At 67.6% G+C, this 25859-nt stretch carries 23 protein-coding genes; 8 read left to right on the forward strand and 15 right to left on the reverse strand.

All coding sequences use genetic code 11. From position 1 onward, the window contains the following. Positions 1–234: 234 nt before the first annotated feature. The 3 genes from CSC65_RS07505 to CSC65_RS07515 all read right to left on the reverse strand — a co-directional run bounded on the left by CSC65_RS07505 (position 235) and on the right by CSC65_RS07515 (position 2740). Positions 235–966 carry a hypothetical protein gene (locus tag CSC65_RS07505; RefSeq protein ID WP_162409941.1) on the reverse strand — a complete coding sequence of 244 codons (732 nt, stop codon included), beginning with the start codon at positions 964–966 and terminating at the stop codon, positions 235–237. 144 nt (positions 967–1110) lie between these two features. Next, entirely contained in the window at positions 1111–2127 is a 1017-nt protein-coding gene (gene ahr / locus CSC65_RS07510) for an NADPH-dependent aldehyde reductase Ahr (RefSeq protein WP_162409942.1), read from the reverse strand. Positions 2128–2254: 127 nt separating this feature from the next. Next, positions 2255–2740 (reverse strand): pyridoxamine 5'-phosphate oxidase family protein, encoded by a 486-nt coding sequence (locus CSC65_RS07515; RefSeq protein ID WP_162409943.1) that lies wholly within the window; start codon positions 2738–2740, stop codon positions 2255–2257. A gap of 256 nt (positions 2741–2996) precedes the next feature. Between CSC65_RS07515 and CSC65_RS07520 the strand changes: the two genes are divergently transcribed. Continuing rightward, positions 2997–3170, forward strand: coding sequence for a DUF1328 family protein (locus CSC65_RS07520; RefSeq protein ID WP_162409944.1), 174 nt, complete (start codon positions 2997–2999; stop codon positions 3168–3170). A gap of 165 nt (positions 3171–3335) precedes the next feature. Next, a complete protein-coding gene (locus CSC65_RS07525; protein ID WP_162409945.1) occupies positions 3336–4184 on the forward strand; it encodes an alpha/beta fold hydrolase in 849 nt (282 codons plus the stop codon). Between the two features lie 132 nt (positions 4185–4316). On the opposite strand, the gene CSC65_RS07530 is transcribed toward CSC65_RS07525, so the two are convergent. The 3 genes from CSC65_RS07530 to CSC65_RS07540 all read right to left on the reverse strand — a co-directional run bounded on the left by CSC65_RS07530 (position 4317) and on the right by CSC65_RS07540 (position 6584). Then, positions 4317–4748, reverse strand: a complete 432-nt coding sequence (locus CSC65_RS07530; RefSeq protein ID WP_162409946.1) for an alpha/beta fold hydrolase — start codon at positions 4746–4748, stop codon at positions 4317–4319. A gap of 147 nt (positions 4749–4895) precedes the next feature. Then, entirely contained in the window at positions 4896–5651 is a 756-nt protein-coding gene (locus CSC65_RS07535) for an SDR family NAD(P)-dependent oxidoreductase (protein ID WP_162409947.1), read from the reverse strand. Positions 5652–5795: 144 nt separating this feature from the next. Then, complete coding sequence (locus CSC65_RS07540; protein WP_162409948.1) at positions 5796–6584, reverse strand: glutaredoxin family protein; 789 nt, start codon at positions 6582–6584, stop codon at positions 5796–5798. Between the two features lie 77 nt (positions 6585–6661). Here CSC65_RS07540 and CSC65_RS07545 point away from each other — a divergent pair, with 77 nt between their 5' ends. The 3 genes from CSC65_RS07545 to CSC65_RS07555 all read left to right on the forward strand — a co-directional run bounded on the left by CSC65_RS07545 (position 6662) and on the right by CSC65_RS07555 (position 8698). Continuing rightward, positions 6662–7045 carry a MerR family DNA-binding protein gene (locus CSC65_RS07545; protein WP_162409949.1) on the forward strand — a complete coding sequence of 128 codons (384 nt, stop codon included), beginning with the start codon at positions 6662–6664 and terminating at the stop codon, positions 7043–7045. A gap of 520 nt (positions 7046–7565) precedes the next feature. Further along, a complete protein-coding gene (locus CSC65_RS07550) occupies positions 7566–8111 on the forward strand; it encodes a HEPN domain-containing protein (RefSeq protein ID WP_162409950.1) in 546 nt (181 codons plus the stop codon). 92 nt (positions 8112–8203) lie between these two features. Further along, positions 8204–8698: a hypothetical protein gene (locus CSC65_RS07555; RefSeq protein ID WP_162409951.1), complete on the forward strand. Its 495-nt coding sequence runs from the start codon at positions 8204–8206 to the stop codon at positions 8696–8698. Positions 8699–8761: 63 nt separating this feature from the next. Here the strand turns inward: CSC65_RS07555 and CSC65_RS07560 are convergent, their stop codons facing one another. The 3 genes from CSC65_RS07560 to aceE all read right to left on the reverse strand — a co-directional run bounded on the left by CSC65_RS07560 (position 8762) and on the right by aceE (position 14297). Beyond that, on the reverse strand, positions 8762–9271 hold the full coding sequence (locus tag CSC65_RS07560) for a hypothetical protein (protein ID WP_162409952.1): 510 nt from the start codon (positions 9269–9271) through the stop codon (positions 8762–8764). Between the two features lie 44 nt (positions 9272–9315). Beyond that, entirely contained in the window at positions 9316–10044 is a 729-nt protein-coding gene (locus CSC65_RS07565) for a class I SAM-dependent methyltransferase (protein ID WP_162409953.1), read from the reverse strand. A 1562-nt stretch (positions 10045–11606) separates the two neighbouring features. Next, positions 11607–14297 (reverse strand): pyruvate dehydrogenase (acetyl-transferring), homodimeric type, encoded by a 2691-nt coding sequence (gene aceE / locus CSC65_RS07570; protein ID WP_162409954.1) that lies wholly within the window; start codon positions 14295–14297, stop codon positions 11607–11609. A gap of 260 nt (positions 14298–14557) precedes the next feature. On the opposite strand from aceE, the gene CSC65_RS07575 reads away from it, so the two are divergent. The 3 genes from CSC65_RS07575 (at position 14558) to CSC65_RS07585 (ending at position 19502) form a co-directional block, all read left to right on the forward strand. Beyond that, complete coding sequence (locus CSC65_RS07575) at positions 14558–16582, forward strand: SpoIIE family protein phosphatase (RefSeq protein ID WP_162409955.1); 2025 nt, start codon at positions 14558–14560, stop codon at positions 16580–16582. Between the two features lie 116 nt (positions 16583–16698). After that, the gene (locus CSC65_RS07580; RefSeq protein ID WP_162409956.1) at positions 16699–19116 is read left to right on the forward strand and encodes a SpoIIE family protein phosphatase; all 2418 of its coding nucleotides are present in this window, start codon (positions 16699–16701) and stop codon (positions 19114–19116) included. Beyond that, complete coding sequence (locus CSC65_RS07585) at positions 19113–19502, forward strand: STAS domain-containing protein (protein ID WP_162409957.1); 390 nt, start codon at positions 19113–19115, stop codon at positions 19500–19502. Before CSC65_RS07580 ends, CSC65_RS07585 begins: the two co-directional genes overlap by 4 nt. Before the next feature lie 119 nt (positions 19503–19621). Here CSC65_RS07585 and CSC65_RS07590 read toward each other — a convergent pair whose 3' ends face one another. The 6 genes from CSC65_RS07590 to CSC65_RS07615 all read right to left on the reverse strand — a co-directional run bounded on the left by CSC65_RS07590 (position 19622) and on the right by CSC65_RS07615 (position 25857). After that, a complete protein-coding gene (locus tag CSC65_RS07590) occupies positions 19622–19984 on the reverse strand; it encodes a low molecular weight protein tyrosine phosphatase family protein (protein WP_162410066.1) in 363 nt (120 codons plus the stop codon). Continuing rightward, entirely contained in the window at positions 19963–20265 is a 303-nt protein-coding gene (locus tag CSC65_RS07595) for a hypothetical protein (protein ID WP_162409958.1), read from the reverse strand. The genes CSC65_RS07590 and CSC65_RS07595 overlap by 22 nt, the downstream gene beginning before the upstream one ends. Before the next feature lie 36 nt (positions 20266–20301). Then, positions 20302–20841, reverse strand: a complete 540-nt coding sequence (locus CSC65_RS07600) for a hypothetical protein (protein ID WP_162409959.1) — start codon at positions 20839–20841, stop codon at positions 20302–20304. 291 nt (positions 20842–21132) lie between these two features. Further along, positions 21133–22266, reverse strand: a complete 1134-nt coding sequence (locus CSC65_RS07605) for an OprO/OprP family phosphate-selective porin (RefSeq protein ID WP_162409960.1) — start codon at positions 22264–22266, stop codon at positions 21133–21135. Between the two features lie 193 nt (positions 22267–22459). Beyond that, positions 22460–23710 (reverse strand): HlyD family secretion protein, encoded by a 1251-nt coding sequence (locus tag CSC65_RS07610; RefSeq protein WP_338015095.1) that lies wholly within the window; start codon positions 23708–23710, stop codon positions 22460–22462. Beyond that, positions 23707–25857: a peptidase domain-containing ABC transporter gene (locus tag CSC65_RS07615; protein ID WP_162409961.1), complete on the reverse strand. Its 2151-nt coding sequence runs from the start codon at positions 25855–25857 to the stop codon at positions 23707–23709. The genes CSC65_RS07610 and CSC65_RS07615 overlap by 4 nt, the downstream gene beginning before the upstream one ends. Positions 25858–25859 lie beyond the last annotated feature (2 nt).

A 25859-nucleotide genomic window follows, 5' to 3' on the forward strand; every position in this document is an offset into this window, starting at 1 on the left:
GGCGCGTGGAGTTTTCCCACCTGGCGCGTGGCACAACGCCTTCGGCGATGAGGGTGCTGAACCTGACCGTTTCGTGCGCCGCGATGCGATCAACGCGGCGTGCCCGGTGCGCAGATGGAAACGGCGTCACCCGGTTCGATGCGTAGCGCGCAAGGCATCGAAGAGCTCCCACGGCCGCCGTATCCGGAACGCCGCCGGCCCCCAGCAGTGCCGGGTTCGCTCAGCAGCAGGACTTCATTTCACCTTGGCGACGTTGAAGCGGAAGCGGTAGTCCTCGTTGTTCCAGCGGGCGGACACCTCGACCACGTAGGGCGGCCGCACCTTCGGTCGGGCGACCACGATGTAGCCGCCATAGGCCTGCTGCGGATCGAGGGTCGTCGACTGCAGGATCGTGTCACCGAGGCGCGCACGGGCCGCATCCAGCTGCTGCCCGACGAAGTCGATGCCCGCCATCGTCGCCGCCGTCGCTGCGGCCGTGCCCGCGGCGGCCAGCGCCGGATCGTAGGTGGTGGTGCTCACCGTGTAGGCGCCGTCGGGCGTGTACAGCGTGGTGTCCGTGGTCTGCCAGGCCTGGTCGTTGGCGGCGTAGACGGCGGCGGCACCGGTCAGCGCGACCGCGAACGCGGCCCAGGCCGCGGCGCTCTGCGCTTCCTGTTCGAGCTGGTCGTAGGTGTAGAGCCGCAGCTCCGCGACACCGGCGCGGGCGGCGAAGTGCTCCGGGCCGAAATCGCTGGGGACGACAAGCTTGTTGTAGCCGGCGACCGCGAAGGTCAGGCGGCCATTGGACGCCACGCCCAGCGGGGTGACCTGGACGGCGCCGTTGGCGCGCTCCAGGTCCGTGGTCGGCAGGCCATTGCCATAAGTGACCATCGCAGCGCCGGTATCGACCGGCGTGATCGAGTACGTCGTGGCACACGACGACAGCATGAGCGCAGCGATGGCGCCCAACAGCATCTTCCCGGACATCGGCTCCCCGCGTTCCGCCCCCTGACGGCCTGCGGTGACTCTAAACCACCGGCAGGCCGGAAGGACCAGGGGCCGGGGTCAGGGTGGGCTTTCCGCACGACCCTGCGCCCGGAGAAGTACGCCCCTGCCCCGCGACCTGCCCGCTCAGCTGAAATCCGCGTCCAGCACGATCCGGTAGCGGGCCTTGCCGGCGCGCAGGTGGTCCATCGCTTCGTTGACGCGGCTCATCGGGAAGTGTTCGGTCTTCGGTTCCACGCCGTGGCGGGCGGCGAAGCCGAGCATGGTGTCGATCGCGCCGCGCGAGCCGGTGGGCGAAGCCGAGACCGACTTCTGGCCCATGAGCAGCGGGAACACCGACACCGCGATCGGTTCCAGCACCGCGCCGACCACGTGCAGCCGGCCCTTGGGCGCCAGCGCGGCGAGCAGGCCGTTCCAGTCCAGCGGCACGTTCACCGTGTCGATGATCAGGTCGAAGGTGCCTGCGAGTTTTTCCAGCGCGGCGGCATCGCCGGTGGTGACCACGTGGTGGGCGCCGAACGCGCGCGCCTCTTCTTCCTTCGACGCACTGGTGGTGAATGCGGTGACCTCGCAGCCCCAGGCGCGGCAGAACTTCAGCGCCATGTGGCCCAGGCCGCCGATGCCGATCACGCCAACGCGCGCGGTCGGCGAAATGCCCAGTTCGCGCAACGGCGCGAACACGGTGATGCCGCCGCACAGCAGCGGCCCGCATTCGGCCGGATCCAGGCCCTCGGGGATCGGCATCACCCAGACCCAGTGCGCGCGCACCTTGTCGGCGAAGCCGCCATGGCGACCGCCGATCGTCGGCTGCAGCTCGCGGCACAGGTGCTGGTTGCCGGCCAGGCAGGGATCGCAGTGCAGGCAGCTGCGTGCGTTCCAGCCCAGGCCCACGCGCTGGCCCATCACCACGCCCTTGGCGTTCGCGCCCAGCGCGGTGACCCGTCCCACCGCCTCGTGGCCGGGCACGAACGGGTACTGGGTGAAGCCCCATTCGTTGTCGAGCATCGACAGGTCCGAGTGGCAGATGCCGCAGTGCTCGATCGTGATCTCGACGTCCTCGGCGCCCAGCGGGCCCGGGTCGTATTCGAAGGGTTCGAGGGCGGCACCGGGTTTCGCGGCGGCCCATGCGCGGTAGCGGGTCATGACGATCCTTCCTGCGGCTGGCGGATGAACCGGAAGATACTCCGCCTGGACAAGGCGCGCGCCGTCGCCGAGGCACCTTCCGCAAAGGTGCACCCGCACTCCGCTACCAGGCGCCTTGGTTCCGACCTCAGCGCAGATCGACCTTGCCGACCTTGTCCTCGTAGTCCTTCTTCGGGTCGATGCCCATCAGCATCTTCACCCCGGCCAGCAGGTTGTTCTCGTTGAGCCAGACCTCGCCCTGGTCCGGGTCCAGGCGCAGCAGCGCCAGCTTCGGGTCGTCCTTGCCTTCGTACCAGGCGGCCACGAACGGATTCCACAAGCGCTCGACCACCGCACGGTCGGTGTCGACCACGAGCATGCCGCCGATGCTGGCGAACAGGTGGTGGCCCTTGCCTGCGAAAGCGGCGGTCGCGCGCTGCGGCGTGGACAGCTGGCGTACCAGTGCATTGTCGGTGGAGGTGAAGAACCAGATCGGCCCGCGTTCGTCGTGTTCGAGCTGTGCGGTCATCGGGCGGGTGTGGCCGCCCTCCAGCCCGTCCACGCCGAGCATCACGGTCATGTCGGATTTCAGGGTCTTCCAGAATTTCTTTTCAAGTTCGGCGTTGTCGGTCATGGCGGGGTTTCCCGTCGGGATTGGACGACCACGCTAGGCGACCCGGGCGGGAGGCGCCGTGAAGCCCCGCGCATCAGATATACGCGCGTACCGAACCGATACGGAAAACCGCCAGTGCACCTGCCTGATATGCCCTCGCCCGTGCCACCGCTTCACGGATGAAAGACGCGCGACTCCCTAGCTTCTCCTCCAGCGTCGCCTCGATGCCATCCACAACCTCGTTCGCCGCCGAGCGCCACCCCGACAGGAGAACACCATGATCAAGTGGGCCATCATTTTCGCCGTCATCGGCCTCATTGCCGGGGTGCTGGGCTTCGGCGGCATTGCCGGCGGCGCCATGGGCATTGCGAAATTCCTGTTCATCGCCGCGCTCGTCATCGCGGCCGTCCTGTTCCTGCTCGGCGTGACCATCTTCAAGAAGGTGACGTAGCGCGAGGGCGGGAAGCGGCCGAAGAACCGGGGCAGCGTTTCCCCGTCCAAGCGCACGGTTTCGGATACCGGAACGGTTATCGCGGACGACATGTTTGGCCATGGGTTGGCGCGCGTCAGGCTGGCACTCTTGCAGGCTCCGACTTCCGGCCAGATGGATGCCCCGATGACCTTCCGCCCGCTCCGTCCCCCGTTCCGGCCCACGGCATTGCTCCTGGGCCTGCTGTTCCTGCTTGCGACCGCCGCACACGCCGCTCCGCCCGCGCCGAAGCAGACCGTCGTCCTCGTCCATGGCGCCACTGCCGGCGCCTGGGAATGGAAGCGCACCGGCCAGTTCCTCACCGACGACGGCCACGCCGTGTACCGCGCCACCCTCACCGGCCTGGGCGAGCGCGAGCACCTCAACAGCGCCGCCATCGACCTGCAGACCCACATCGACGACGTGGTCAACCTGATCCTGTTCGAGGACCTGCACGACGTCGTGCTCACCGGTCACAGCTACGGCGGCATGGTGGTCACCGGGGTGATGGACCGGATCCCCGAGCGCATCCGCCACGTGGTGTTCCTCGATGCGGCCGTGCCGCAGGACGGCCAGTCGATCTGGGACCTGTTCGGCAGCCGCGGTCCGCTTCCGGCCGACCGCTTCCGCGACGGCTTCATGCAGGTGCCGTGGGTCAAGCCCGGCGACAAGCCGCCGTACAGCGTCAAGCAGTCGATCAAGTGCTTCGAGCAGCCGGTGTCGTACCGCAATCCGGCCGCGCTGGCGCTGCCGGTGACGTACGTGGCCTTCGTGCCGAAGGACCAGAAGATCGAGGAGCGCGCCAGGACCGACAAGAGCTGGCAGAACGCCGATGCGCGCGGCTGGACGATGCGCACCTTCCCCGGCGGGCACGTGGCCCAGCAGGAGGACCCGCGTGGCGTGGCGACGCTGATCGAGGCGTCGGTCAACGATCGCAACCGCGCTGTTGGTGCGGCGGCGGCCAGCGCCAAGGCGGCCGGGACGGCGGCGGAGTAGTTCCGCCGCGCGCTCCGGCGCCCCCCGGGGGCCAACACGTGTCGCGCCGGATGGGCCAGGCGCAATGCCGGCCTCGGGGTTACCGCCCGCGCAACGACGAACGGGTCGTGACGTCAGACACCGCGTCCTGCGTCAGTCTTCGATGGCTTCCACGCCCTGCCGATCCAGTTCCGCGAGGCTGGCGCGCATGGTCGCCTGCGGGTTGCGCAGGAAGGTCTTGCCGACGGCGCGCTGGTCGTAGGTGACGAGCGTGAAGTGTTCATCCAGCGGCCGCGAGAACTGCCACAGCGTCGGCGTCAGCGGCGAGGCCGGCCCGCCATGCACGAACAGGATCACCGGATTGGCGCGGTCCTGCCCGCGCGCGGTCACCCACTGGGCGATGCCGCCGGCGTCCTGCGCCCAGGCTTCCTGCACGCCCTCCGGCGCGACGATGCGACCGAGATCGGCCACGATCCTGCGCGCATCGCCAAAGCGCTCGCTTGTATCCGGGCAGCTTTCGGCCGCCCGCAGCGGCCCGGCGGCCAACAGCACCAGCAACGCGATCCAGCCCTGCATCCTGCGCATGCATGCACTCCGTGTGGGTGAGGTCCGGCGCAGTCTAGGAGCCGCAAAAATCCCCACCCATGTGCCGCAAGTCGTGTCCGCGAAAGCGGACACCGTGCGGACGGTGCGGACAGTCGAAGATGACGCCGTTCCGGGACCTCTTCGGCGTCACACCACCGTATAGCCGCCATCGATCAGGTAGTAGCCGCCGGTGATGAACGAGGCTTCGGCCGAGAGCAGGAACACCACCAGCGCGGCGACTTCATCCGCCCGGCCCAGCCGTCCCAGCGGATGTTTGGCCACCAGCGCCGCCTTCTGCTCGGCAGGCAGGGCATCGAGCAGCGGCGTGTCGATGTAGCCCGGGCCGATGCAGTTGATGCGCAGGCCCTGCGGTCCGTACTCGGCGGCCGCATTGCGCGTCACCCCGACCACGCCGTGCTTGGCGGCCGTGTAGGCGCTGTTGCCGGGCGCCGCGACCATGCCGTGGATCGAGGCCATGTTGACGATCGCGCACTCGCCCGCGCCGGCCTCCAGCATCTTCGGGATCTGGTAACGCATCCCGTACAGCACGCCGTTGAGGTTGATGTCGATCACCCGCTGCCAGTCGGCCACGTCCAGCTCGCCCACCGGCGCCTGCGCCCCGCCGATGCCGGCGTTGTTCACCGCGTAATGCAGCGCGCCGTACTCGGACACCGCGCGCTCCACCACCGCGGCGTTGTCCTGGGGCCGCGCCGTGTCCTGGCGGATCGCAATACCGGTGCCGGAGGCGGCGACGATCTCGCCGACCACCCGCTCCACCGCCTCCTGGTGGATGTCGGTCGCCACGACCTTCGCGCCGCGCGCCGCCAGCGCCTTGGCGATCGCCTCGCCCAACCCGGAACCGGCGCCGGTGACCAGCGCGACCTTGCCTTCGAACCCTGCCATGAGCCTTCTCCAGTGGGACGCCGGCCGGCGCCGATGGGGTCGGTGTGCGGTGACCGTGCGCAATGACGGCGGCCGCCCGAAGGCATGGAGCGTAGGCGCGATGTGATTACGTGCCCGTGTACGCGGGTGGCCGGCGTGCAGCGCTCACATCCCGTGTGCCGCTGCAGGCAGCACGCCAAATGCACCCAGCGCCATCCACACCGCCATGGCGACCATCATCAGGTTCTCGGTCAGCGAGACGAAGCCCAGCGGCACGTTGCTCGATCCGCCGACGCAGGCGCATTTCAGTTCGCGCCGGTCCACGTACACCGCCTTGAACACCGAGATCGCGCCCACCGTGCCGATGAACAGCGCGACCGGAACCGACAGCCAGGTCAGCGCGCCGGCGATCATCAGGAGGCCGGCCAGTCCTTCGGCGAAGGGATACAGATACGAGTAGGGCACCCAGCGTTTGGCGAGCAGGTCGTAGTTGAGGAACATCGTCGAGAAGCTCTCGATGTTCTGCAGCTTGAGCAGCGCCAGCACGGCCATGCTGAAGGCGATGAACCATTCGACGGCACGCACGGTGAAGGGCGTGCCGTGGACCGCGTAGCTCGCGGCGAGCGCCATCAGCAGCGTCATGCCGAACAGGGCGACCACCGGCCGGTAACTGGTCGCGTCCGGGTCGGCCACCGGCTTGCCGAAATGGCGGCGCAGGTCGTCATAGCCGCCGATCCGCTCGCCGTCGATGAAGACCTGCGGTGTGGTCTTCACCCCGTGCTCGGCCTTGAAGGCGTCGGTCGCCTCGCGCGTGGTCAGCCAGCGGTCGTCGACCTCGAAGCCCTGGCGACGCAACAGGTCCCGGGCCTTCAGCCCATAGGGACAGACATGCTGCTCCATCACCATGCGATGCAGGGTGGCGCGCTTGCGGTTGGGGCGATCTGCAGTGTTCATGTGTGTACTCCCGACGCGGGTGCCTGGTTCAACCTCGCCGTATCCTAGTGGCCGTACCGTAGTACGGAGTCAAGCCCATGGACCTGCCGATCAGGAAGTTCGCCGAAGCCGGAGGCGTCGGCGTGGAGACCGTCCGCTTCTACCAGCGCCGCGGACTGCTCGACACGCCCGGCAAGGGCGACGGCATCCGCCGCTACGGCGACGCGGACGTGCGCCGGCTGCGCTTCATCCGCATGGCGCAGCGGGCCGGGTTCACGCTCGAGGAAATCCGGGAACTGCTGGCGCTGGATTCCGGCCAGGACCGGCAGCGGGCACGCGAACTAGCCCAGGACCGCATCGCCAGGCTCAACGAGCAGATCGCCGAGATGGAGCGTGCGCGGGACTACCTGCAGAAGCTCGCCCGGCAATGCAGCCGCGAGGCTTCCGGGCCGTGCCCCATCCTGGCGTCGTTCGACGGGTAGCGGGCGTTCGCTCCGGCGCCGTCCCTGGGCGCGGATCGACCGGCACCCGTGGAACCTCGAGGCAGCAAGCCACGTGGAACCTTCTGCAGCCCGGGTTATCCACAGAAACGGAGCTTTTTGCCTCACACGCGGAGCAAAAAGCCTCGGCGTCGGACAAATTTTCATCAACGCCGGAGCTCCGGGCTCGGCGGTCCGAGCAAAAAGCTCCGGTGCCGGACAAAATTTCACCGCCGTCGGAGCTTCGAGCTCGGCGATCGGAGCAAAAAGCTCCGGCGCCGGACAAATCTTCACCATCGTCGGAGCCCGGAGCTCTGCGGGCCGAGCAAAGAGCTCCGACGTCCGAGTTATTTTCTGCGTCGACCTGACGCCGGGCTAGTGAAAACTCAGCTCCATCGCGCCAAGTCAGTAAGCATGGCTCTGAAACCGCCTCGGCTGGCCAATCTCATTTCCACAAAGCCGAAAAGTGAACCTGTCCCCGTTTTCCCAGGCTGGTGCCACAATCGGCTGAAAGGGGGAGCCAATGCCATCTAAAGCCAGCCTGACCTTCGACCACGCCATCCAGGATGCAGTCGATCTGGTCAACCACTTCGACAAGCTCAATACCCAGCCTCCGCCGCCCGAGAATGAAGTCCTCAAACGGGCCAGCTTGGTCATGGCGCTGGCGGCGCTCGAGACCTACTTCGAGGACCGGCTGGTCGAGGCCGTGGAGACCGTGGCCGGCACCGGGAATGGCCAGTTGGCCCAGTTCATGCGCGACAGTCTGTCCAATGACCTGAAATACTTCCACACGCCCAGCACCGACCGGGTCCGCCCACTGTTCCAGAAGTACTTGGGCGTCGACATCACCGAAAGCTGGAAGTGGAACATGATGGAACCGGCAGCCGCCCGCACCGAGCTGAACGCTCTGGCCAAGAAGAGGGGCGATATCGCCCATCGCTCATGGCGGCCGGCGAGCGGCACGCCCACGAAGCACGCCGTATCCCGCGACGACCTCCGTCGCCATATCCACTTCATCCGACAGGTGGTTCTCTCGACGGATGCAGTGTTGGCCGGCTCTGTTCCATAGATCTACTGCTGTTGCTCATGCCTGAAGTGAATGCCGCAGGATGCCGTCGATAGCGGATCGACCCCGTTTTCCCGGATATCCGGAGGTGGCTGATGCACACAATCAAGGGGGCTTACCTTGTCCTCGCCGTGGGAATAACGGCGTCGTGTACGAACTCCAAATCATTGGCGGAATCGTCGTCGGCCGCTGACAACCAAGCAGCGGCCCTCGTCGACTCCCTGGCACATGGTGAATTGGCAGATGCGCCCAGAAAGCTGCTTGCTGCTTATCCAGGTCAGCTCCACCCGCCCGCGGGTCCGGACGGCCGGGACTGGACATCCACGCCGGAGCCTTGGGGCGGCGGCCAGGTCTCTGTGAGGGTCCGGAAGAATGCCGCGGGCGAGCCTGTTCTCGTGGACATGACACTGGACTTGAAGCGGTGCGTCGATGTCAGGCAGCTCGGTGCCGACGGCAGTCTTTACTTTGCGAATGATCCAGGCGTGAGAGGCTTCCGATTTGCCAAATGGAACGAGAGCCAGCGGATAACAATCATGGGTGCCCCCGAAACAGCTTGCCTCGAACGGATCGTCGCGCTCGATAGGTCCTGACCTGGCCTGTCACCCGGAAACGTGCACTCTGCCGCCGGTTGCCTTCCCAGTTCTCCCGCCCGCTCAATCGTTCCTCTTCAATTGAATGGAACCAAGGCAGGCCGGACTCTGAGGACGCGATATAAAAGTCACCGAAGCCTGCGACAGGAAAACGTAAGAGAAATCCTGATCTGAGTCGTGGAAGGGACGCCCTCTGCCGGCTCCGGTCTCCGCCTTCAATCGATCGAGATCGATGCAGTCACCCGGAGCCGCGAGTAGGGCTATGGCGCGCGGTATGCCATTACGAAACGAGACGATCTGGACACTTTCGATCTCACCATGGTTTTTCAGGATGAAGCCCGGAGAGCTCTGCTCGGCAGTCGACCCGCTGAAGGGAGCCTTCGCGCCCAGATACTCGGCAAGTGCGCCAAAGGATTCGGGATCGTCCGCTTTAACGAGAATCTCGGCCAGGGAGAGGCTGCGATTCGATGGACCCGATCCGCGCTTCGCATGCGAAGTGCACCCTGAGAGGACGACCGCAACCAGTGCCGCGGTCAAGAACGGACGCATTCGCTCTGAGAACATCTTGTCCATCAAGGAGGCCTCTCTGGGTAGTGGCCGGAACAGTGGCACGTAGTTCACTCAATCGGAGAGTGGACCGAGCCCGGCGCCTGCGCCACCTGCGAGACCCACGCATGGATCAGCCCGGCCTGGAAGAACCGGACCGGGAGGGCGAAGCCGCCGGCGCGCAGGATCGCTTCCACGCGTTCCGGCGGGAGCACGCCGACGTCGTGCGCGTAGGCGTGGCGCATGCGCGCCAGCGCCTCGGCGGGCACGTCGGCGCCGGCCATCATCGCCATCCATCCCTGCAGCAGCACCGCGTACTCGGGCGAGGCCGTGTCGGCGGACAGGTCCGAGCTGGCCAGGCGCCCGCCCGGCCGCAGGCGCGAGGCGATGCCGCGGAAGAAGGCCGCGCGCGCGTCCACGTCCACGATGAACTGCGACACCAGGAAACAGGTGGCGGCATCGAACCCCGCCTCGGCCGGCAGGTCCTCGACATAGCCCTCGTGGAAGCGGCAGCGCGCGGCAAAGCCCTCGGCCTGGGCACGCTGCCGGCTCACTTCCAGCATCGCCCCGGAGGGATCGAGCGCGGTGAAGCGCCAGCCGGGAAATCGTCGCGCCAGGTGCGCCATCTCCAAGCCGGTGCCCACGCCCACGCACAGCACGTGCGCCTGCTCGGGCAGGCCGGCGAACAGCGGCTCCAGCAGCAGTTGCAGGCACTGCCGTATCGGCGCGGTCTTCTCCCACTGCCGGTCGTAGCCGGCGGCCTGCTGGTCGAACAGCGACTTCAGATCATCGGGGTGCATGGGGGTCCATCAGGGGAAGGCGCGGTGGCCACTGTATCGGCCAGCCGACGCCTGTGTCGGGCTGGGCGGCGATGGCCGACGGTGTCAGAACAAGGGACACCCAGGCAGCTCGTCACGAGCGGCGGTCGTCACAAGCCACCGCGAAGAAAGTCAGCCCGGGCGAGGAAGTGCACTCTGACCCCTTTATTCCTCTGTAGGAAAAGCCTTACGCAGATTAGGGCGACCTGATAGCTTGATGCGGACCCTACAAGTCCCAGCAGCCAATGGATTCTGCCCCACTTCAAGCGCACGAATCAGAACGCGGGGTCAGTGTCAGTCGACGTAACTAGAGTTGCCGCATCGGGGTGTGCCCCAAACACCGTTGTTGTCGCAATAGCCGTCGTCTGGGGCCGAGCATAGCGTGCACCAGAGAACAAATAGGGCTATGCCAAGGACAATCCGCCCCGCCTCTTTTAGACGTTCTCTTGGTGTCACCAAAGGCTTGATCACCGAGTGAATGTGCTTTCGTTCAATTTGAAGAAATCCTCCCTGGAGTGTCCGCCCGAAGAGGTCGTGTGTAGAAGTATGTGGGTATTTAAATGCTTCCAGAATAATGACGCTAACCTTCGGTCCTTCAATCGATTCAATGCGGCATTTAAACGTGTATCCAACGGAGGAGGTAGTTAGCAAAAGCACAACTACGCCTGGGGCGATATACGATATATTTTCAGGTTCCGAGCTTGCTTCTTGTAAGAATTCTAAGCAGTCCATATCACCTGTCACCTGAGTCAAGTTGCGCCGCAAAGAAGTATTGGCGTGAATGGAGGTAATTGGTCTGTGACGGCGTACCTGGGTCAGGTTCACTTCCTGCCGAAGTGAGTGGCGACGACTGGCGGTTGCGGCGTGCATCGACCGCCAGGCGCGACGCCATCAACCGGGAAGTGGACCTGACCCCGCTTTCGGTCAGTAGGAATTGAACTCCAGAATGGAGCGCTACTCAAACCGGGGGGCGTCGGTGTCACCGGTAGAGTTCGAAAAGTGCTATGCGCAGAGCGGCAACTGATTGTCTATGAAACTCTGGCCGGTCCAGAGTCAACTAACTTCTAGGCAACCAACCCCTCTCGTTGCGATCAGGTGTCGATATGCCTTTCTCACTGAGAATTCTAAGAATGGCGGTCTCGTGGTGAGGCGACCACCCGTCCCAGTTACTCTCCCAACAAGTGTTGCAACACATGGCGCCTCCATACATGTGCAGCTTGTGCGCCTCATATCTACCTTTTCCGTAATGGCAAGACGCCCCACAGACATCGCACGCTATCGTGCAAGGATCAGATCTCATGAATTCCTCTCCGAATGCTTGCGCACTGAATCACCACACGGGCTGTTGCGCAGAGTATGCCTTCCTGGCGAAGCCGGTAGAGCAAAAAATCCCATTGGGACTAATGATTGACTGTCAGACCTAATCGCACGCGCAACCAACGAGCTTAGTAGCGCGGATCATTTCTGAATAGCTTGGAAGGCTGATTTCACTTAAAAAGTAGGCGGCCATGAGGCCGCCTTTTCTGTTCCAGCTTCGTCCGAATTTAAACCCCAACCGGGTTCGCCTTCTCCGGATCGATCTTGTACTGCTTGATCGCCCTGGCCACGTCCTTCCCCGTCATCTTCCCGTCCTTCGCCAGGGCGGCGATGGCGGCGTGGGCGATGTAGTAGCGGTCCACTTCGAAGTGGCGGCGCAGGTTGGCGCGGGTGTCCGAGCGACCGAAGCCGTCGGTGCCCAGCACGGTGTAGTGGCCGGGCATGAAGGCGCGGATCTGGTCGGCGTAGGCGCGCACGTAGTCGGTGGCGGCGATGGCCGGGCCCTGGCGGCCTTCCAGCAGTTCGGTCACGTAGGCCTTGCGGGGGGTCTTGGCTTCCGGGTTCAGGCGGTTCCAGCGCTCGGCGTCGAAGCCGTCGCGACGCAGCTCGTTGAAGCTGGGGCAGGACCAGATGTCGGCGGTGACGCCGAAGTCCTTGTCCAGCAGTTCGGCCGCGGCAATGGCCTCGCGCAGGATGGTGCCGCTGCCCAGCAGCTGCACGCGCAGCTCGCCCTTCTTCGGCTTGCCGGCGTCCTTGAGCAGGTACATGCCCTTGATGATCCCGGCTTCCGCGCCGGCCGGCATTTCCGGGTGCGCGTAGTTTTCGTTCATCAGGGTCAGGTACCAGTACTCGTCGATCTGGTCCTGGAGCATGGCCTTCATGCCCGCCTGCAGCAGCACGGTGACTTCGTAGCCGAAGGTCGGGTCGTAGCTGCGCACGTTGGGGATGGAGCCGGCGATGACCTGGCTGAAGCCGTCTTCGTGCTGCAGACCTTCACCGTTGAGCGTGGTGCGGCCGGCGGTGCCGCCGAGCAGGAAGCCGCGGGTGCGCATGTCGGCGGCCTGCCAGGCGATGTCGCCCACGCGCTGGAAGCCGAACATCGAGTAGTAGATGTAGAACGGCAGCATCGGCACGTTGGACACCGAGTAGCTGGTGCCGGCGGCCATCCACGACGCGATCGCGCCCGGCTCGCTGATGCCCTGCTGCAGCACCTGGCCGGCCTGGTCTTCGCGGTAGTACATCAGCTGGTCCGAATCGACCGGCTTGTACTTCTGGCCGAACGGGGCGTAGATGCCGATCTGGCGGAACAGGCCTTCCATGCCGAAGGTGCGGGCCTCGTCGGCGACGATCGGCACCAGGCGCGGGCCGGAGTCCTTGTCGCGCAGGGCGATGTTGAGGGTCTGCACGAAGGCCATGGTGGTCGAGTAGGTGCGCTCGCCGCTGTCCTTGAGCAGGCGCTCGTACTTGTCCAGGCCCGGCACGGTGAACGACTGGTCGGCCTTGCGGCGGCGCTGCGGCAGGTAGCCGCCGAGCGCGGCGCGGCGTTCCTTGAGGTACTGCACTTCCGGCGAGTCCTCGCCGGGGTGGTAGAACGGCACCTGCTCGGCCTGCAGCTGCTGGTCGGTCAGCGGGATGTTGAAGCGGTCGCGGAACGCGCGCACCGCGTCGTCGTCCAGCTTCTTGGTCTGGTGGGTCGGGTTGAGCGACTCGCCCGAGCTGCCCATGCCGTAGCCCTTGACCGTCTTGGCCAGGATCACGGTCGGCATGCCGGTGGTGTTCACCGCCTGGTGGTAGGCCGCGTACACCTTGTGCGGGTCGTGGCCGCCGCGGTTGAGGCGCCAGATGTCGTCATCGGACAGGCCAGCGACCATGGCCGCGGTCTCCGGGTACTTGCCGAAGAAGTTCTCGCGCGTGTACGCGCCGCCGAACGCCTTGCAGTTCTGGTACTCGCCGTCGACGGTCTCCATCATCAGCTTCTTGAGCACGCCGTTGGTGTCCTTGGACAGCAGCGCGTCCCAGTAGCCGCCCCACAGCAGCTTGATCACGTTCCAGCCGCCGCCGCGGAACACGCCTTCCAGCTCCTGGATGATCTTGCCGTTGCCGCGCACCGGGCCGTCGAGGCGCTGCAGGTTGCAGTTGACGACGAAGATCAGGTTGTCCAGGCCTTCGCGGCCGGCCAGGGCAATAGCGCCCAGGGTTTCCGGCTCGTCGGACTCGCCGTCGCCGATGAAGCACCAGACCTTGCGGTCGGACTTCTCGATCAGGCCGCGGTGCTCCAGGTACTTCATGAACTGCGCCTGGTAGATCGCCGCCAGCGGGCCCAGGCCCATCGACACGGTCGGGGTCTGCCAGTAGTCGGGCATCAGCCACGGGTGCGGATAGGACGAGATGCCCTGGCCGTCCACTTCCATGCGGAAGTTGTCGAGCTGGTTCTCGCTGATCCGGCCTTCCAGGAACGAGCGGGCGTAGATGCCCGGTGCGCTGTGGCCCTGGATGAACAGCAGGTCGCCCGGGTGGCTGTCGGACGGGGCGCGCCAGAAGTGGTTGAAGCCCACGTCGTACAGGGTCGCGGCCGAGGCGAACGAGGCGATGTGGCCGCCCAGGTCGCCGGGCTTGCGGTTGGCGCGCACGACCGTGGCCATCGCGTTCCAGCGGATGATCGAACGGATCTTCCACTCGAGGTCGGCGTTGCCCGGGCTCTTGGCTTCGAGCTGGGGGGCGATGGTGTTGACGTACTCGGTGGTCGGCGAGAACGGCAGGTAGGCGCCGGAACGGCGGGTCAGCTCGACCATGTCCTCCAGCAGGCCATGCGCACGCTCGGGGCCGTCACGGTCGATGACCGCCTTGAGCGACTCGATCCATTCCCGGGTCTCGACCGGATCCGGATCGTTCTGCAGCACTTCGTTCAGCCAGTTCATATCACTCCGTTCGCCGCGCGCAGGGGTCGCGGCCTACTTGATCTCGTGGACCACGGAGTTTAGCGCACCGGCCCTGTTTTCCGCCTCGCTACGGGTGCGTATTGCGCCCGTTTCGCCGATGGTTGCGCGTGCAATCGATACTTGTCCGGGACAGTCCCAGGACACCCGGGCGACACCGCGCGACAGGACGCGGCCGCGCGTGAGGGCCGTCCCCACAACGCTTCTGCTTATGATCGGGCGACCCCCCTGCCCGGACGCCCATGTCCGCCTCCTTGAACGGCCGTCCCGATGCCCATGCACCTGCCGGCCCGCCTGCGGGAGAACGGGCGGCGGGAGCGCAGGCGCCGGAGCCGGTCGCGCGGGTCCGCTGGCGCGACAGCCTGCGCACGCGGATGGTGCTGTGGTCCAGCGTGCTCAACGCCGGGCTGCTGCTGGTCACCGCCCTGGCCTTCTATGCCGGCGCCCGCGCCCTGATCGTGCAGAACGCCCGCGCCGAGGCCGACAGCCTGGCCCGGCAGACCGTGCGCAGCCTGGAAGCGACCCTGGAATCGGTCCAGGTCAGCGGCCGCACCCTGGCCGCCAGCGCCACCGGCGTGGGCGCGCAACCGGCCAACCTGCGCTCGTTGCTGGTCGCCAGCCTGGCCGGCGACCCGGACATCACCGGGGCGATGGTGATCGTCGAGCCGCAGGCGATGCCGGGCGATGCGGACGGCTTCACCTGGTACATCCGCCGCGACGGCGACACGCTGGTCGAACAGTCGGTCGCCGACCTGGGCTATGACTACCGGACCATGCCCTGGTACGTGCGCACCGTGGCCTCGGCGCGCCCGTGGTGGGACGAGCCCTATGCCAACGCCGCGACCGGTGGCGAGTACTTCGCCACCTACAACCTGCCTTTGCGCCGGCCGGGCGACCCGCCCAACGCACCGGCGGTGGGCATGGTCAGCCTGGACGTGCCGATGGAGCGACTGGCGCACCTGCTGGCCGGGTCCAGCGGCGCCGGCCTGCAGTCGATGCTGTTCTCGCCTGAAGGCCTGGCGGTGGTGCACCCGGATGCGGACACGCAGATGCGGCGCAGCGCGGCCGAACTGGCGGCGATGCCCGGGCGCGAAGACCTGGCACCGCTGGTGCAGGCGATCGCCACGCACACGCCGGCCACGCTCGACCACCGCGGCCTGGACGGCGACGCGCGTCGCACCGTGGTGCTGCCGGTGGCCGACAGTGGCTGGAGCTACGCCCTGGGCGTGTCCGAGCGCTACTTCCTGCACCGGCTGGACCGGATCGCGCTGGCGGTGGCGCTGGCCGGGCTGCTCACCCTGTTGCTGGCGCTGTGGCTGGCGCGGCGCTACAGCCACGCGCTGGCGGTGCCGATCGAACAGCTCACCGACAGCGCGCACCACTTCAGCCAGGGCGACTTCGACTACCCGCTGCCGCACGTGCAGCGCGACGACGAGGTCGGGGTGATGGCGCGCGCGTTCGACGCGGCGCGCGGTTCGATCAAGGGCCAGCTGCACGAGATCGGGCAGATGGCCAGCGCCCGGCAGAAGCTCGAAAGCGAGCTGTCGATCGCGCGCGACATCCAGCAGTCGATGCTGCCGGCCGGTCGCGCGTTCGACACCGCGCACATGCACGTGGAAGCGCACGCGTTGCTGGAACCGGCCAGCGAGGTGGGCGGCGACTTCTACCAGTTCTCCGAGCTGGAACCGGGCGTGCTGTGGTTCGCGATCGGCGACGTGTCCGACAAGGGCATCCCGGCGGCGCTGTTCATGGCGCGCACGTTGACCGTGCTCGAACAGCAGGCGCGCCGGCATGGGTCGCCGGAGAAGATCCTCGCCGCCGCCTCGGTGCGGCTGGCCGAGAACAACGAGACCTGCATGTTCGCCACCGTGCTGTGCGGGCGGCTGGACGTGGCCAGCGGCCGCTTCCGCCTGGCCAGCGCCGGGCACGAGCCGCCGCTGCTGCTGCACGCCGATGGCCGCAGCGAACTGCTCTCGCTGGAGGGCGGCGGGCCGCTGGGCTTCGAGCCGGGCGATGACTTCCCCTTGTACGAAGGCGTGCTCGCCGCCGGCAGCACCCTGGTCGGCTACACCGACGGGGTGACCGAGGCGTTCGACGCGCAGGACCGGGCCTATGGCACCGAGCGCCTGCTGGCTGCGCTGGTGCGGGGCGACAGCGCCGAAGCCGCCTGCCAGCGCCTGCTCGACGACGTGCGCCGCTTCGCCGGCGATGCGCCGCAGTCGGACGACATCACCATCCTGGCGATCAGCCGCCAGCGCGAGGACTGAGCTGCGACGTCCGGGCTGCGACGTCCGGGCTGCGACGGGATGCACGCCGCGGCGGGTGCGGGCCGGGCTTATGATGCGGCGGTCCGCCCCGGGAAGGCGGCAGGGGCACGGGGACCATGAGCCACGACGCTGCCGATATGCCGAACGCCGCGGCGACGCCCGAAACCGTGCGCTGGTACCACAGCCTGCGCACGCGCATCGCGCTGTGGTCGGGACTGACCACTTTGCTGTTCCTGCTCGGCGTGACCCTGGCCACGGCCTGGTACCTGCGCCGCGAGATCCTGGACAGCGCCCAGCGCGACACGCGCGCCTCCACGATCGAAGCGGCCGGCCGGCTGGAAGACGAACTGCGCACGCTGACCCTGGCGACCCACAACCTGGCGCGGCTGGTCTCGCGCGCCGGACTGGCCGACGCGCAGCTGCGCCACGCGCAGGTGGCGGTGCTCGAATCCGTGCCCGGCACGGCCGGCGTGCTGGTGATCGTCGAACCCGCCGGCCCGCACGCACCGGCGTATGCGCGCTACGCCCGCATCGACGGGCGCCAGCGCGACCTCGTCGCCGACGGCTACGACTACCGCGCGCAGGCCTGGTACCGGCGCACGGTTGGCGGTGACGCCGGCTGGTGGTCCGAGCCCTACCTCAACCAGACCGCCGGCGCGGTCTGGATGGCCACCTACAACGTGCCGCTGCAACCGGCCTCGCGCGGCATGGCCAGCCTGGACCTGCAGCTGGACGACATCGTCGCGCCGGTGGAAAGCCTGGCCCACCTGCCGGGCGTGCGCGTGACCCTGGTCGCGCCCGAAGGCACGGTCGCCTTCAGCACCATCCCCGACATCGCCCTGCGCGACACGCTGCAGGAGTACATCACCCGCGCCGGCCGCAACGACCTGCAGTGGGCCGCCGATGCCGCGCGCCAGCGGCGGCCGTCGCACCTGTCGCACCAGGACGCCGAGACCGGGCAGCTGCGCTTCACCGCGGTCGAGCCGGTCGGCGACAGCGGCTGGGTGCTGCTGGTCGGGCAGACCTACGACCCGGTCATCGCCCGCTTCGACCGCGCCTTGCTGCTGCTGGTCGGGATCAGCCTGGTGCTCGCGCTGCTGGGGACCTTCCTGGTGCGCAAGGTCGGCAAGCAGATCAGCCGGCCGGTGGAGGAACTGACCCGCTCGGCGGTGCAGGCGATCGCCGGCGAGGAGGACATCCCGCTGGCGCAGCAGCAGCGCCGCGACGAAGTCGGCGTGCTCGCGCGCACGCTGGAACGGGCGCGCGTGTCGATCCGCCGCCAGCTGCGCGAGATCGAACAGATGGGCGCGGCGCGGCAGAAGCTCGAAAGCGAACTGTCGATCGCGCGCGACATCCAGCGGGCGATGCTGCCGCAGGGCCGCACCATCGACAGCGGGCACGAACACCTGCAGGCGCAGGCGTTGCTGGAGCCGGCCAAGGCGGTGGGCGGCGACTTCTACAACTTCATCGAGCGCGGCGACGGCGAGCTGTGGTTCGTGATCGGCGATGTCTCCGACAAGGGCGTGCCGGCGGCGCTGTTCATGGCCCGCGCGGTGACCATGCTGGAGGTGGCGATCCAGACCGCGGCCACGCCCTCGCACGCGCTGGCCGAAGGCTCGCGCCGGCTGGAGCGGGGCAACGAGACCTGCATGTTCGCCACCGTGCTGTGCGGCCGCATCGACGTGCGCAGCGGCGACCTGTGGCTGGCCAGCGCCGGCCATGAACCGCCCTTGCTGCTGCATGGCGATGGCCGCGTGCAACTGATCGCGCTGGAAAACGGTCCGCCGCTGGGCTTCGAGGTCAGCGACGACTTCCCGTTGTGGCGCGGCTCGCTGGCACCGGGCGACTGCCTGCTGGCCTACACCGACGGCGTCACCGAGGCGTTCGACCTGGGCAACCAGGCCTACGGCATGGAGCGCCTGCAGGCGGTGGTGCGCGCCGGCGTCGGCGCGGCCGAAACCTGTGCGCAGGTGCTCGCCGACGTGCAACTTTTCGTCGGCGAAGCACCGCCGTCGGACGACACCACGATCCTGGCCCTGAGCCGCACCCACGACCTCGACAACCCCGGGGCCGAGGCGCATGCTGTCGGCGCGAAAGGGGAGACATCGGTGCACATGAGCGTGGCGCATACATCACACGATGTGTTGCGCATGACCAACGCGATCGATGCCCTGCTGGCACGACACGGCGCCAGCATGGCGGCGATGCACGACGCCCGGCTGATCGTGGAGGAAGTGGCCTGCAATGCCGTCGAGCATGCGGTCGCGCCCGACGCGCCGCTGGAGATGCATGCGCGGGTGGACGGCCGGCAGTTGTGGCTGGAGTTCCGCGACCGCGGCCAGCCGTTCGATCCGACCGCGCGCAGCGCGCCGGACCTGGACGCGGAGATCGGGGAACGGGAGATCGGCGGACTGGGCGTGTTCCTGGTCCAGGAACTGGCCGACCGGATCGAGTACCAGCGCATCGACGACTGCAACGTGCTTCGCATCACCCTGCGGCTGGATGCCGCCCACGACATGGAGAGCCGCGCATGAGCCTGCTGAGGATCGACACCACCCCGCCCGCCAACGGCGTCCAGCGCGTGGCCATCGGCGGACGCCTGGACACGCACACCTACGGCGCGCTTGACGAGGCGCTGGCACCGGTGCTGGCCAACCCCGCGGTGACCTCGCTGGTGCTGGACCTGGCCGGACTGGACTACATCAGCAGCGCCGGCATCCGCTCGGTGTTCAAGGCGCGCAAGGCGCTCTCCACCCGCGCCGGCAAGGTGCTGGTGGCCAACCCGCAGCCGCAGATCCAGAAAGTGTTCGACATGGTCAAGGCCGTGCCGCTCAACGAGATCTTCACCTCGGTCGCCGAAGCCGATGCCTACCTCGACGCGATGCAGCGCAAGATCGTCGAAGGCGACGACGAGGATTGATCGCCGCGCATGCCGCGTGGAGCGGGGCTTGCCCCGCTGCGACGTAGCCAGGCAGGCAGCCGGGCAAGCCCGGCTCTACGCGCGGCGTTTCGCGATTCGAAGGGTCCGGCGCCGCCCGCTCAACGCGACGGCAGATGGCGCGGCACCCGCGCCTGCAACACGTCAACCAGTGCCGGCGCCATGAAGTCGTAATCGTCGGGGATATCCAGGCAGGCGATGCGCGTGCCACGCAGGTGCGCGCCGAAAGTCGCCGACAACCGCGTGCGATGCGCCTGCTCCATCACCAGTACCGTGTCCGCCCAGGCCAGCAGCTCCGGTGTCAGCGGCGTGTCAGCGTCCGGCGCCAGGCCGGCCGAGGCGGTTTCGATGCCCGGCCAGTCGGCGAACAGCTGCTCGGCGGTCGGGCTGCGCAGCCGGTTGCGGCTGCACAGGAACAGGACGTTGCGGGTCGCGTCCCGGCCTAGATCCGCATCCCGGACCAGGCGGCGAGGAAGACCACCACCAGCAGCTGCGAACCCAGCACCAGCCCCAGCTCGCTGCGCCGCACCGCGAGCGCGACGACGGCCGCCGACGGAATCGCGACCATGAGCACGCCCACGCACACGGCCAGCAGCTGCGCCGGATCGCGCAGCACGTGCATCTGCAAGGACACGGTGCAGGCCACGACCAGCCCGGCCGCGGCCGCGGTGCCGATCAGCCAGCGCTGCAGGAACGGCCTGGGCGCAACACTCGGCGCGGGCATCGACGGGGTTTCCTCATTCATGGCGCAATGATCGCACTGCGCGTGGCCTGGCGCGGATCAACGGCGGAACTCGGCGGCGATGACCGGCGTGAGCAGCTTCCACGCGATCCAGCCGTGCACGCTGCCCATGACCAGCGCGAACAGCACGCCCAGCACGCCGATGACGGGCAATACCGCGCTGATGTCCGGACCGCCCAGGTCGCCCGCGGCGGCGAACTGCGTGCCCATCCCGGCCAGCACGCTGGACTGGATCCACAGCCCGGCCAGCAGCCACGCGATCGCCAGCAGCATCAGTCCGACGAATCCCAGGCGCGCCCAGTTCTGGCGGCGCAGCAGGCCGATCGAACAGGCCAGCGTGGCGATCGACCCCAGCAGCGCGCCGATGAAGAACAGCTGCGCATGCCCGACCAGGAACGCGACGACCGGCGGCACGCCTTCCGGCGGGGCCTGGTGCAGCCTCTGGCCCAGCTCGCCGTCCAGCAGCGCGTGGATCATCAGGTTCTGCGCGATCGAAATGACCGTGCCCGAGCCGGACATGGCGATGAAGACCCAGGCCAGCACGGTGACGAACGTCGAGCGCTGCGGCAGTGCGGACATGCGTGGACCCCTGCGTGGTCGTGCACGTCCGCATGCGGGACGCCGCGGGCGGATGCACCGCGCGATGGTGGTCCGGCGGGCGAATGCCAGTCAACCGGAGCGGTAGCGCGCGTCCAGAGCGAGGCCCGGCCCCGCATCGGTAGCGACGCAGAAAGCGCGGCATCCGACTCTTGTAGGAGCGGGCATGGCCGCGACACCGAGGTGGCTGGAATCACCGAGGGCGTCGCCCGTGCCGACGGCGTCGGTGTCGCGGTCATGACCGCTCCTACAAAAAGCGACCCGCTCCGTCGATCAGAACGCGACCTGCACCCGTGCCTCGAAGATTTCCGGGTCCAGGGTCACGCCGGCGCGTTCGGTGCGCAGCCACACGTAGTTGGCCTGCAGCTTGAGGTGCTTGCCCCAGTACCAGTTGGCGCCCAGGGTCCAGTCGCGCTGGCGGCCGCCGCGGATCACGCCGTCGTCCAGGTCCAGGTCGGCGTAGCGCAGTTGCACGTCCACCGCGCCGGCATCGCGCGTCGGCTTGAGGTTGCCGAACACGGCATTGGCGTACGGGCGGGTCTCGCCGGTCAGCGCCCACGAAGCCAGCGCATACCAGCCGCGGCCGTCGAAGTCCGGGCGCCCGGAGGGGGCGTCGTTGTGGCCGACCAGGTACTCGGCCTGCAGCAGGAGCGGGCCGTCGCGCCAGGCCGCTTCCAGGCCGACGCGATCGATCGCGTCGCTGGCCATGCGGCCGGTGTCGACCAGGCGCACGTCGGTGAGCGCGGCGTTGGGCCGCGCGCGGAACCGGGCGATGCCGTCATCGCGGCGCTCGCGCGAGGCGCTGGCGCCCAGGTGCAGCACGCGGGTGTCGTCGGCGATGGGCGTGTGCACGACGCGGCCGGCGAAAGTGGTGCCTTCGTTCTCGTCCTCCAGGTCCGGGCCGCTGTAGCCGGCCAGGGCGAAGCGCCAGTTCTTGAGCTTGTTCCAGGTCCACTCCAGGCCGACACGGCGGCCCTGGTAGAACGCGTTCTCCGCGGCCGAGCGCTCCAGGTAGATCGTCGAAGACGTGCCGTAGCCGTAGTCCTCCCAGCCGACCAGGGTCTTCTGCTGGCCGCCGCGGAAGTCGCCGGCCGCCGTTTCCAGCTTGAGGTAGGCGTCGCCCCAGGTTTCGGCTTCGAAGTCGTAACCGGCGGTCAGCTCGAAGCTGCCCTTCTTGCGGGCGAACAGGTACAGCTCCTGCCGGCGCCAGTCGTCGGCGTCCTCGAACCGGCCTGCATCGTCGCCGAAACGGTTCACGTCGTACTGCAGCGTGCCCTTGGCACCGTACTCCACGCCCCCGGCGGTGAAGGAGGTCGGGACGCCGGCGGCCAAGGCGACGGGCGTAACGAGCAGCAGGGCGACGGCAATGACCAAGCGACGGGGATGGGCGGCGAAACAGAAGGTCATGGGTCGGTCTGCGGAATCGAAGGGGGAACGGCGGCCACGCCATTGTGACGACCCGCGCATGGGCACGGCGGCACGGACGGAACGGCGGTGCCGCGATGCGGCGATGCGGCGACACCATCGTTAGCGGCGCGGCGGCCCGGGACTGAACCGGCGGGGGTTACGGCCGTACCCGCGGCAGGTCGCAATGGGGGCCTCAGCCCGCGGACGCCTGCAGGCCACGCAGCGCGTAGAGCGGCTCCAGCAGCCATTCGTAGAGGCGGCGACGCTCCCCGAGGATGTCGGCCTCCAGCAGCATGCCGGGGCGCAGCGGTTCGGCGTGGCCGTAGGCGAGCAGGTCCTGGCGATCAAGCTGGACCAGGACGCGATAGTAGGGCTCGGTCGAACCCGTGGCCGCTGCGCCCGCGATCGCATTGCGCGATACGCGCAGCACGCGGCCGCCCTGGTGGCCGAACTTCTGGAACGGATAAGCCTGGTAGCGCAGCTGCACCCGGTCACCGGGACGGATGAAGCCGATCGCGCGACTGGGAACCTGCAGTTGCGCCTGGAGACGCGCCCCGCGCGGCAGCACGCTCAGCAGCGGTTGTCCGACCTGCACGACCTGGCCGGGCTCGACGAAGCGATTGGCCACGACGCCGCCCAGGGGTGCCTTCACCAGCAAACCCGCTTCCGCATCCTGGCGTGAACGCTCCTGCGCCAACAAGGCATGTTCGCGCCGGGCCGTGGCGTCGATGGCTTGCCGTTGCGCGGGCAGCTCGGCCAACGACTGCTCCAGGCGGGCGATCTCGCGCACCAGCACGGTCGCCTGGCGCTCGAGTGCCTGCCTGGCATTGAGCATCTCCAGTACCGACTGTTCCTGCTGACGCACCTGGACAAGGCTCACGTAGCCGGACTCGGCGACCGCCCGATAGCGCTCGGCGGTTTCGCGTCCCAGTTCGACCTGTTCGCCGCGGGTGGCGATCGAGACCCGGACCTGGCCAAGTTCGAGACGCAAGGTGGCCAGCTGGCGACGCTGGCCGTGCTCCTGGATCGAGAGTTGCGTGATCTGGGCCTGGGCCAGTTGCGTGCTCGATAAGTCGCGGTCGTCCAGCCCCCGACCGATGACCGTGTGCGCATCCGCACCGGTCGCGGCCACGCGCGGCAGCTCGATCCGCACCAGTGCCTGGCCACCCGCGACGTCGGCGCCCTCCTCGACCGTCAGCCGCGCCACCACCCCCGTTACCGGCGCGACCACCGTGGACACGCCCAGGTCCGGCACCAGCTGTCCGCCCACGCGCGAGCGGCGCGTGTAGTCGCCAAGCAGCAGGAAGGACAGTACGGCGGCCGCGGCCAGCCCCGCGAATAGCGCACCCACCCACAGGGGAAGCGGCTGCGCGAGCGAGATCGTGCCCAGCCAGGCCTGCCGCCGCGCTTGCATCACCTCGGGGCGGAAGAGCGGCTCGTTCACGCGGGCAGGCCAGCGGCCGGCTGCTCGTCCCGGTCACGCGCCCCCGAGGTTGATGCACCGCAGGCACCATCGGCGGCAGCGCGTGACCGTTCGCGTATCCGGCCATCGCGCAGCTCCAGCACACGGTCGGCGCTGGCGATGGTTTCGGGTCGATGCGCAATGATGATGCGGGTGAGGTGCAAGCCCCGCACCGCCTCGTTGACCGCGTGCTCGCGACCCACATCGAGGTGGCTGGTCGCCTCGTCCAGAACGAGCAGTTGCGGTTGCCGGTACAGGGCCCGCGCCAGGATCACGCGCTGCTTCTGTCCGCCCGACAGGGTCGTTCCCATGTCACCGATCAGGCTGTGGTATCCCATCGGCATGGCCATGATCTCGTCGTGCACGGAAGCCAGGCGGGCCGCTTCCTCGACGCGGGGTAGATCGGGATCCTCCTCGCCGAGTGCGATGTTGTCGGCGATGTTGCCCGCGAACAGGTGGTCGTCCTGCATCACCGCCGCGACCATCTGACGGTAACCGGAGGCGCCAAGCTGTCGCAGTTCGCGTCCGCCGATCCGGATTTCACCCTCGGCGGCCGGCAGCAGTCCCAGCAGCAGCTTGGCCAGCGTGGTCTTGCCGCATCCCGAGGCACCGGCGATGGCGACAGATTCGCCCGGCGTTACCTGGAAGCTGCAATCGCGCAGGACCCAGGGCTCTCCCTCGGCGTAGCGAAAGCCCAGTCCATGCACCTCGATGCCCGCGTGCACAGGGGCGGGCTGCTCCGGTTGGTGCAACCCCTCTTCCGGCTCGGTCAGGACGATGTCGGCCAGGCGCTCGCCATGGAGACGCAGCATCCGGAACTCGATTCCCCGGTCGATCAGCGCCGCCACGCGCTGGGAGAACTGGTCCTTGTACGCCAGGTAGGCGATCAGCATGCCGACGGAGAACACGCTGTCCAGCGCCAGGAGCGCGCCGATCCAGATCACCACGATCCGTTCGACCCCGAACACCAGCTGGCTGGCCGAACTGAAGCCGAGCGCCATCCGCGCAAGCCGCACCTCGCCGTTGATCGTCTCGCCCATCAGGTTGAGATAGGCCGACTGGCGGAAGGCTTCGCAGCGCGCGACCTTGACCGACTGCATGCCACGAATCGATTCGAACAGGTGGCTCTGCTGACGCGCCGCCGCCACGAGTTGCCGCTCGGTTCCTTCGCGCAGCGGACGGTAGGCGAGCAGCCGGATGCACAGGTACAGTGCCACGGCAACGAGGGTGACGATCGCCAGGCGGGGACTGTAGAGCAGCATCATCGACAAGGTAGCCAGGGCCATCATCCCGTCGATCAGTGCTTCCACGAACCCGGTCGTGATCGTGCGCTGGATCGTCTGCACGCTGCCGAAGCGCGACACCACGTCACCCAGGTGGCGTTTCTCGAAATAGCCCATTGGAAGGCGCAGCAGGTGCCCGAACACTCCGGCCATCCACTGCATGCCCATCTGCGCGGAGATCCGGACCACTGCCCAACCACGCATGGCGCTGATGCCGACCTGCAGCAGCATCGACAGCAGAAAGCCGATGCCGAGCACGACCAGCAACTGGCGATCCGCCGAAACCAGCACCTGGTCGACGACCCACTGCATGAAGAACGGCGCCAGCAGGACGAATACCTGCAAGGCCAGGGAGAGCAGCAGGACCATGCCCAGTGCGCGCCACAGACCTGATACAGGGCCGATCAATTTGCGGAGAGGCACCGCAAGCGTCTGCTTCTCAGGCTTGAACCTTGGCCCGGGCACAAGCTCCAGAGCCACCCCAGTGAAGTTGCGCGACAACTCATCCATGCCTACCGATCTCTGCCCGAACGCCGGATCGATAATCTCAGCGCCGTGTCGCGACATCTTCTTCAGCACGACAAAATGATTTAGACCCCAGTGCAGGACGCACGGAGTCTGGAGCTGCGCAAGCTCACTGGGCTCGAGCCGCAAGGCGCGACTCACAAGACCAAGCTGCCCCGCGCTACCCATGATCCGCGAAAGACTTGCACCCTTGAGCGAAAACGAAAAGCGGCGCCTCCATTCACGCAACGGCATGGTCATGCCGTGGTGCGAAGCAACTATGGCTAGACAAGCCAAGCCGCACTCAGCGGGCTCCGCTTGCAGGATGACATTCCGTGTCATGC

It is taken from the genome of Pseudoxanthomonas daejeonensis, from assembly GCF_010093205.1.
GTDB lineage: Bacteria > Pseudomonadota > Gammaproteobacteria > Xanthomonadales > Xanthomonadaceae > Pseudoxanthomonas > Pseudoxanthomonas daejeonensis.